The sequence below is a fragment of the Roseovarius sp. genome (assembly GCF_018066915.1).
In the GTDB taxonomy this organism is placed as follows: domain Bacteria; phylum Pseudomonadota; class Alphaproteobacteria; order Rhodobacterales; family Rhodobacteraceae; genus Roseovarius.
Window position 1 is genome coordinate 1 of sequence record NZ_JAGPVV010000069.1, and the last position, 8325, is coordinate 8325.

The following is an 8325-nucleotide window of genomic DNA, read 5'->3' on the forward strand; positions in this document are numbered from 1 at the left end:
CCAGCGCATCGCGCTTGCCACCGCAGGCAAGCGTGGCACCTTGGGCCAGCGCATCAGCCACATGCTCTTCCTGCTTGCTGACCGCGTTCTCGTTCATCAAAGGGCCGATATCGGGATCGTCCATGCCACGTCCCAGCGTGAGCGTCTGCACCGCGTCGGTAAAACGTCGGCAAAACGCGTCATAAATCGGGCGCTCGACGTAAATCCGGTTGGCTCCCAGGCAATCCTGCCCTGAGGTGGCAAACTTGGCCTTGATCGCCTCGGCCACCGCTGTTTCCAGATCGGCGTTCTTGAACACGATGACCGGTGCGTGGCCTCCCAGTTCCAGCACCAGTTTCTTGACCGTCCCGGCGCATTGGCGATAGAGCAACTGCCCGATATTGGTCGAACCGGTAAAGCTGAGGACGCGCACGCGGGCGTCTTGGGTCCAGGGTTCCACCACCGTCGCCGCGTGGCCTGTAACGACGTTGAACACACCCGCTGGGATGCCTGCGCGCTCGGCCAGTTCGGCCAAGGCCAGCGCCGAATAGGGTGTCTCGGCGCTTGGATGTGCGACCACGGTGCAGCCCGCCGCCATCGCCGCCGCCGCCTTGCGCATGAGCATGGCAGAGGGAAAATTCCACGGCGTGATGAGCGCGGCCACGCCCACCGGCTCGAGCCATAATTCGACCTCGGCATCGGGCAGGTGGCTTGTGACCCCTTCGATATTGGGGCGTTTGGCCTCCTCGGCATAATACTCCACAAAACTCGCGGCATAGTCGATCTCGCCACGCGCCTCAGATAGGGGCTTGCCCTGTTCCAGCACCATGATCCGGGCCAGATCTTCGCGATGCGCGATCATCAGATCGAACCAGCGCCGCAGGAGTGCTGCGCGATCTTGCGGCAGGGTCATCGCCCAGCCGCCAAACGCATCCTGCGCGGCATCCACCGCTCCGCGCGCCTGATCGGCGCTGAGGCTGGCCACGGCCCCCAGCGTGCTGCCATCAGCAGGGTTGGTCACGGCAAAAGTAGCGGTATCGTCGCCGCCTACCCATTTGCCGCCCACATAGGCAAAGCTGCGCACGAGGCGTGTGTCGGTGATCCCATTGCGGGTCCAGATGGCTGAGTCGGACATGGTGACGCTCCCTTTGCGCCAAAGAATGTCCTGTGAGCGCCGACGAGTGAGGCTGAAGTTTACCGGGATCACAGATTAATCTTCTGCGAAATGCCGCTTCTAAAGATGTTTCATTCAAAAAACATTTCTAGCGGCGGCAGGCGGGGGGATTTGACCGGTTTGGTCACGATATAGGTAAAATACCGCGCCAACCCGATCCGCGCCTCCAGCATTTCATCAATCAGCCGCTGGTAGGTGTCGATGTCGCGGGTCACGATCTGCATCAGGTAATCAAACCCGCCGCCCAGCGCCCAGCAGGCCGTGACCTCATCATAGCGCTGCATGCTGTCCTCGAAGGCGCGGAATGAGGCGGGCGTATGATCCGCCAATTCCACCGCAACAAAGACGGTCACATGCGACCCCAGCTTCTTGAGGTTGATGCGCGCGTGATACCCTTCGATCAGCCCCGCCTCTTCTAACCGCTTGAGCCGCTCCCAGCAGGGGCTGGCCGACAGGCCCACGCGCGCGGCCAGATCGGCCTTGGTGATGCGGCCCTCATCGGCCAGCACCCGCAGGATATCAAGATCGCGCGCGTCGAGTTTCATGCCGTGATGACCGTGCCCAGATCGCGCCCCTTGAGCCGCGCCATCACATGCGTCGCAATCGCCGTATCCTGCACGCCGGTGCCGGTCAGATCGCAAATGGTGATCTCGGCATCGCTCTTGCGCCCGCGCGCGCGCCCCCGGATGACATCGCCCAACTCGACCGGCACACCCTTGGTCCAGATCCCGGCCTCGATCGCGCTACGCAACTCGCCCAAGCGTTCAACCTGCGTTGCGCGGTCGGCGACGTAAAGATCGGCCTTGATCAAGGCCTGCGGATCAATCTCGTTCTTGCCTGCCTGATCAGACCCCATGGCGGTGATATGCAATTCGGGATGCAGCCATTGCGCTTCGATCACCGGGGACTGCGCCGGGGTTGTGGTGATGACCAATTGGCTGGCCAGAACCAGATCGGCGGGATTGTCCATCACGCGAATATCGCATTTGAGATCGGAGAGGTCCGTCGCACAGGCGCGCGCCCGGTCGGCATCCCGCCCCCAGATCAGCAGCCGGTCAAACGGGCGCACCAACCGCGCCGCCCGCGCCTGAAGCCGCGCCTGAACGCCGGTGCCGATGATGCCCGCCGTATGCACCACCTCGGGGGCGAGATGCTGCGCCGCGACCGCGCCGGCGGCGGCCGTGCGCAGATCGGTCAGATAGCCATTGTCGAGAAACACCGCCTCGACCAGCCCGGTCTTGGCGGAAAAGAGGATCATCAACCCGTTGAGGCTGGGCAACCCCAGCTTGGGATTGTCGAAAAACCCCGGACTGACCTTGATCGCGAAGCCGTCAAAGCCGGGGATATAGGCGGTTTTCACGTCCACCTCGCCATGCACATCCGCGAGGTCCATCGACATCACCGGCGGCATGACAACGCCGCCATCCGACAGCGCGGCAAAGGCGCTCTCGATCACCTTGATTGTCTCGCGGTCGAGCTTGATCGCGCCGCGCAATTCCGCCTCTGTCACGATCCGGATATCATGTGCCATATGTCTTACCCTGAATTACCTTGTCGCCCAAAACCACATCCTGCCCGGTTATCACCCGCGTGAACATCGCCATATCGAGATTGCGGCCGGTGATGATGGTGGCGGTTGGCCCTTTGGGCACCACCTTGCCACTCAGCACCGCCGCGATGCCCACAACACAGGCCCCCTCTGCCACGATCCGATCCTCGTAATAGAGCACCTGCATCGCGGTATAAATCTCTTCTTCGGTCACAAGGATCACATCATCCAGCAGGTCGCGGCACATGGCAAAACTCAGACGATTTTCCATGCCGATGCCACCGCCCAGACTATCGGCGAGGCTTGGCACCTCTTCAACCTCGACGGGATGACCGGCGCGCAGGCTCTCATACATCGCGGCCCCCCGATCCATGCTAATCCCGATCACGCGCAGGTCGGGTTTGATCGTCTTGGCAGCCAGCGCAACGCCTGCCGCCAGACCGCCACCCGACAGCGGTATCAGCAGCGTTTCCAAATCTGGACGTGCCGCCATGATTTCAAGCCCGATGGTGCCTTGGCCCGCAATCACCAGCGCGTCATCAAAGGGCGAGATTTCGGTCAGGCCGTCCTCGGCAACCAGACGCGCGGCCTCGGCCTGTGCTGCGTCCTGAGAGCGGCCGACAATGCGCACCTCCGCCCCCAACGCACGGATGCCGTCAACCTTGGCCTGCGGCACAAGCTCGGACATGCAGATCACGGCCCGCAGGCCGCGCGCGCGTGCCGCATAGGCCACGCCGCGCCCATGGTTTCCGGTCGAGCAACAGGTAACGCCCGCCGCATCCTGCGCACCCGCCACCGCATTGAGCGCACCGCGCAGTTTGAAGGCACCAATGGGCTGCATATTCTCCAGCTTGAGCAAGAAATCAGCGCCCACAACGCCGCTCATATAGGGCGAGGGCACAAGCGGTGTGCGGTCCGCCACCCCGGCAATCACCTGTGCCGCAGCAAAGATATCGGCCAGAACGGGACGCATGACTGTCTTCCTTGTTCAGATCGCGCGCAGCTTGCGCCGGGGCGAGCCTAGCGTCAACTCTGCGCCGCGAGATGGTCTGAAAACGACAAAAGAGGGCGTATTTCTTGGGGCAGGCTGCGTGCAAAGCCCCAACTATGGTCAGGACATTTCAACCACGGACCCCCGACATGATCGAAAAAGACCTGCCATTTTCGGCACAGGAATACCAGCGACGGCTGGACAAGACCCGCGCCGCCATGGCCCGGCTTGACCTTGACGCGCTCTTTGTCACCGACCCGTCGAACCAGCATTGGCTAACCGGCTATGACGGCTGGTCGTTCTATGTTCATCAGGGCGTGCTGGTTTTTCCCGAGGCCGATCCGATCTGGTGGGGCCGCAATCAGGATGCCAATGGCGGCGTGCGCACGGTCTGGATGACCGACGACCGGGTGATCGGCTATGCCGACAATTACGTCCAATCGACCGAACGCCACCCGATGCAGGATCTGGCGGAGCGGCTCAAGGGCATGGGCCTTGCCGACAAGCGGATCGGCGTGGAAATGGACAATTACTATTTCTCGGCCAAGGCGATGCAGACCCTGCGCGAAGAACTGCCAGAGGCCACATTCCTTGACGCAACCGCGCTGGTGAACTGGCAACGCACGGTGAAATCCGAGGAAGAGCTGGGCTTCATGCGCAAGGCCGCGCTGATTTCGGAAAAGATCACCGATGGTCTGATGGAACGGGTCGAACCGGGCATCCCCAAGAACGAGATCGTGGCCGAGATTTTCCGCGATGCCATTCGGGGGGTCGAGGGCGCGTGGGGTGACTATCCCGCCATCGTGCCGCTCTTGCCGTCCGGGTCCGACGCCGCAGCACCGCATCTGACGTGGAACGGGCGCGAGTTTGCCACGGGAGAGGCGACGTTCTTTGAAATCTCGGGCTGTTACCGGCGCTATCATACGCCCTTTTGCCGCACGCTGTTTCTCGGCAAGCCACCGCAATTCCTGCTCGATGCCGAAAAGGCGCTGGTCGAGGGGTTGGAGGCCGGGCTGGAGGCCGCAAAGGCAGGCAATCGCGCCTGTGACATTGCCAATGCACTGGCGGCCCCACTGGAACGCGCCGGGATCGAACGTGGCGCGCGCTGTGGCTATCCCATCGGTCTGAGCTATCCGCCCGACTGGGGCGAGCGCACGATTTCCCTGCGCTCCGAGGATGAGTCCGTGCTGGAACCGGGGATGACATTCCATTTCATGCCCGGTCTCTGGATGTCCGACTGGGGGCTGGAAATCACCGAGTCGATTCTGATCAAGGAAAGCGGCCCGGCGGAAACCTTCTGCAACCGCCCGCGCAAGATGTTCGTCAAGGATTGAAGAGACTAGGCCCCCGCGATCGTAGTGGGGGCCTTTTGCAATGTCATGCCATAATCCAATTCCTATTTTGTCGCTCTGACCCGCGTCACAAGACAAGGCAAAACAAGGCTTCGTTTGATGCTGATTTCCGCGCCGAGATGCGATAGGAACGCTGCATCGAACATCCTAACGCGTGATTATCAAAGCCCATGGACAGCGAAACCCCCGCCTATCTGACAACCAAGGAGGTCGCCGACCTTCTCCGGGTCAAGGAGCGCAAGGTTTACGACATGGTCGCCACCGGCGAGATCCCGCATCGCAAGATCACCGGCAAGCTCTTGTTTCCACATAATGAACTGATGTTCTGGATCGAAGGCACGGGGGTTACTGTTCCCTCGGAACGACCAGCATTGGTGACGGGATCACACGACCCGCTCCTCGATTGGGCCCTGCGCGAGAGTGGCGCGGGCCTTGCAACCCTCTGGAACGGAAGCTGTGACGGGCTGGAGGTCTTTGCCGAGGGGCGCGCGGTTCTGGCCGGGCTGCATATTCCGGGCGATACCGGCTGGAACATCCCCGCGCTCGAGGCGCGCGGATTGCGCGACGCCGTGCTGATCGGCTGGGCAGAGCGCATGCGCGGGCTGATCCTGACACCTGCCGTGGCGGATATGGTGCAGGGGATCGGTGATCTGCGCGGACGTCGCGTGATCCTGCGACAAGAGGGGGCAGGCACCACTGCGCTCTTTGCCCGCATGATGGCCGAGGCGGGTATGACGGCGGATGATATCCTGACCCCCAGCAGCCCCGCCCATACCGAGAGCGATGCCGCCGCCGCCGTAGCCGCGGGCGAGGCCGAGGCGACCTTGGGGATCGAATCCATGGCGCGGCAGTTTCGGTTGGTGTTCCGGCCCTTGGTGCAAGAGCGGTTCGATCTCTTGATCGACCGTCGCGCCTATTTCACCGACCCTGTGCAGCGCCTTGTCGCCTTCATGCACTCGGAAACGATGATCGCCAAGGCGGCGTCACTCGGCGGCTACGATCTGGGCGGGCTAGGCAAGGTGCGTTGGATTTCCGCCTGAACCCGCCTTTTTAAGCAAATTCACCCACCCGCGTTGGGGAAGAACAACTGCTGACCGTCGATCTTGTAATCCGCGATGGCCTGTTGACCCTCTGCCGACAACACCCAGTCAATGAAGGCCTGCCCGGCCTCGGCCTTGACGCTGGCATGCTTGTCCGGGTTCACGAGAATGATGCCATATTGGTTGAACAGGCGATCATCGCCCTCGACCGCGATCTGGTAATCGCCCTTGTTGCCAAAAGAAATCCATGTGGCGCGGTCGGTCAGCACATAGGCCCCCATCGCCGTGCCGGTATTGAGCGTGGCCCCCATGCCGGACCCGGTTTCGCGATACCAACCGCCAGACGCGGCGGCGGCATCCACGCCCGCCTCTTTCCACAGTTTCAATTCTGCCTTGTGGGTGCCGCTGTCATCCCCGCGCGACGCAAAGGGCGCCTCGGTCTCTGCGATCTTGATCAAGGCCGCCGCAATATCCTTGGTCCCGGCGATACCTGCCGGATCGGTGGACGGCCCAACGAGAATGAAATCGTTATACATCACGTCCGACCGTTCCACCCCATGCCCCTCGGCCACGAATTTCTCCTCGGACGCCTTGGCATGGACAAAGAGCACGTCGCCATCGCCATTCTCGGCATTCTTGATCGCCTGCCCGGTGCCTACAGCCACGACGCGCACCTCGATGCCGGTCTTGTCCTGAAAGATCGGCAGAATGTGGTCAAAGAGACCCGAATTCTGGGTCGATGTGGTGGATTGCACCACGATGAACTGGTCCTGCGCCTGCACAGCCCCGGATACGCCCAAGGCAAGAAGCGCACCTGCGGCAAGCGAGAAAAGATGACGTCTGAGCATGAAACGGTCCCTGTCTTTTGGATGTCAGAAAGTTGTGCCTGTGTAGAGCCGCCCTTGGGTCCAGGCGCGCGCAGCCTCGGACCGGGGACGGCCAAGAACCTGCTCAATCGGGCCGGTTTCGGCAACTTGCCCTGCGTGCAGGAAGATCACCTCATCCCCCATCCGCCCGGCCTGCCCCAGATCATGTGTGACCATCACAATAGTCACGCCGCGCGCATGGGCCGCGTTGATCAGTTCCTCTATCCGCTGGGTCGAGGCGGGGTCGAGGCTGCTGGTCGGTTCATCAAGGAACAAGAGGCGCGGCTGACAGACCAGCGCCCGCGCCAGGGCAAGCCGCTGCTGCTCGCCGCCCGACAAAACGCGCGCGGGATGCCGCGCCAGATCGGTCAGCCCGGCCATATCGAGCGCGCGCGCTGCCTCGGCCGCGCGCTCTGCCCCGCGCACACCATGCACCGAGAGGGCAAAATTGAGATTGGCCAGCACCGACCGGCGCAACATCACGGGGCGCTGAAACACCATCGCCTGCGCGCGTCGCGCCCTGTCATCGGGGGCCGACCCCTGCCAGAGCACCTGCCCGGAGGAAGGGGTCAAGAGCCCATGCAAAAGACGCAAGAGCAGGCTCTTGCCCGCGCCATTTGCCCCCATGATCAAGGTGCGTCGCCCCTCGGGGATTGAAAGGGACAGATCTTGGATCAGCCGCTTGCCCGCCGCGTCAAATGACAGACCGCGCGCCTCGAGCAGCGGGATGCGCGTTGCGGCCTCAGCCGGGGACATATCCATCACCGTGTCACGCATAGGCCGCCCGCACCGCAGAGGCCCGGAGCGCCATCACAACCGCATTCACGATCACCGCAAGGGCCAGCAACACCACGCCCAGCGCGAGCGCCAGGTCCAGATTGCCCTTGGAGGTCTCGAGCGCGATGGTCGTAGTCATCACGCGGGTCACGTGGTTGATATTGCCGCCCACGATCAGCACCGCGCCCACTTCGGCCACCGCGCGGCCGAATCCCGCAAGCGCCACGGTCATCAGGCTATAACGCGCATCCCAGAGCAGGGCCGCAACCCGTTCATGCGCGCGCAGGCCCATCGAGGCGAACTGCTCGGCATATTCGCCATGTAGATCCTCGACCACCTGCTTCGTGAGCGCCGCGACGATGGGCGTTACGAGGATCGTCTGCGCGATGATCATCGCCGCAGGCGTATATAGCAGTTGCAGAGCACCGAACGGGCCAGAGGCCGAGAGCATGAGATAGACAAAGAGCCCCACGACCACCGGCGGCAAACCCATCAGCGCGTTGAGCACGACCGTCAGCACCCCGCGCCCCGGAAAACGGAACGCGCCGACCACGGCCCCCAAGGGCAGGCCGATGAGACAGGACAAAAGCACCGCAG

Annotated in this window: 9 protein-coding genes; 2 read left to right on the forward strand and 7 right to left on the reverse strand. The window is 62.7% G+C overall.

The window, feature by feature from the left end:
* The 4 genes from KBT70_RS04295 to eutB all read right to left on the reverse strand — a co-directional run.
* A partial coding sequence (locus tag KBT70_RS04295) for an aldehyde dehydrogenase family protein (protein WP_296629212.1) occupies positions 1–1114 on the reverse strand: 1114 nt, incomplete at its 3' end.
* 110 nt (positions 1115–1224) lie between these two features.
* Positions 1225–1698: an Lrp/AsnC family transcriptional regulator gene (locus tag KBT70_RS04300; protein ID WP_296629214.1), complete on the reverse strand. Its 474-nt coding sequence runs from the start codon at positions 1696–1698 to the stop codon at positions 1225–1227.
* Complete coding sequence (locus KBT70_RS04305; protein ID WP_296629216.1) at positions 1695–2684, reverse strand: cyclodeaminase; 990 nt, start codon at positions 2682–2684, stop codon at positions 1695–1697. Before KBT70_RS04305 ends, KBT70_RS04300 begins: the two co-directional genes overlap by 4 nt.
* A complete protein-coding gene (gene eutB, locus KBT70_RS04310) occupies positions 2674–3675 on the reverse strand; it encodes a hydroxyectoine utilization dehydratase EutB (protein WP_296629217.1) in 1002 nt (333 codons plus the stop codon). Before eutB ends, KBT70_RS04305 begins: the two co-directional genes overlap by 11 nt.
* Positions 3676–3842: 167 nt before the next feature.
* Between eutB and doeA the strand changes: the two genes are divergently transcribed.
* Both doeA and KBT70_RS04320 read left to right on the forward strand, forming a co-directional pair.
* Positions 3843–5027: an ectoine hydrolase DoeA gene (doeA, locus tag KBT70_RS04315; protein ID WP_296629219.1), complete on the forward strand. Its 1185-nt coding sequence runs from the start codon at positions 3843–3845 to the stop codon at positions 5025–5027.
* Positions 5028–5215: 188 nt separating this feature from the next.
* Positions 5216–6085 (forward strand): helix-turn-helix transcriptional regulator, encoded by an 870-nt coding sequence (locus tag KBT70_RS04320; protein ID WP_296629221.1) that lies wholly within the window; start codon positions 5216–5218, stop codon positions 6083–6085.
* Between the two features lie 20 nt (positions 6086–6105).
* Here KBT70_RS04320 and KBT70_RS04325 read toward each other — a convergent pair whose 3' ends face one another.
* The 3 genes from KBT70_RS04325 to KBT70_RS04335 form a co-directional block, all read right to left on the reverse strand.
* A complete protein-coding gene (locus tag KBT70_RS04325; protein ID WP_296629223.1) occupies positions 6106–6933 on the reverse strand; it encodes an extracellular solute-binding protein in 828 nt (275 codons plus the stop codon).
* A 24-nt stretch (positions 6934–6957) separates the two neighbouring features.
* Positions 6958–7707, reverse strand: a complete 750-nt coding sequence (locus tag KBT70_RS04330) for an ATP-binding cassette domain-containing protein (protein WP_296629226.1) — start codon at positions 7705–7707, stop codon at positions 6958–6960.
* A 13-nt stretch (positions 7708–7720) separates the two neighbouring features.
* Positions 7721–8325, reverse strand: a 605-nt coding sequence (locus KBT70_RS04335) for an ABC transporter permease (RefSeq protein WP_296629228.1), incomplete at its 5' end; no start/stop codon positions are given.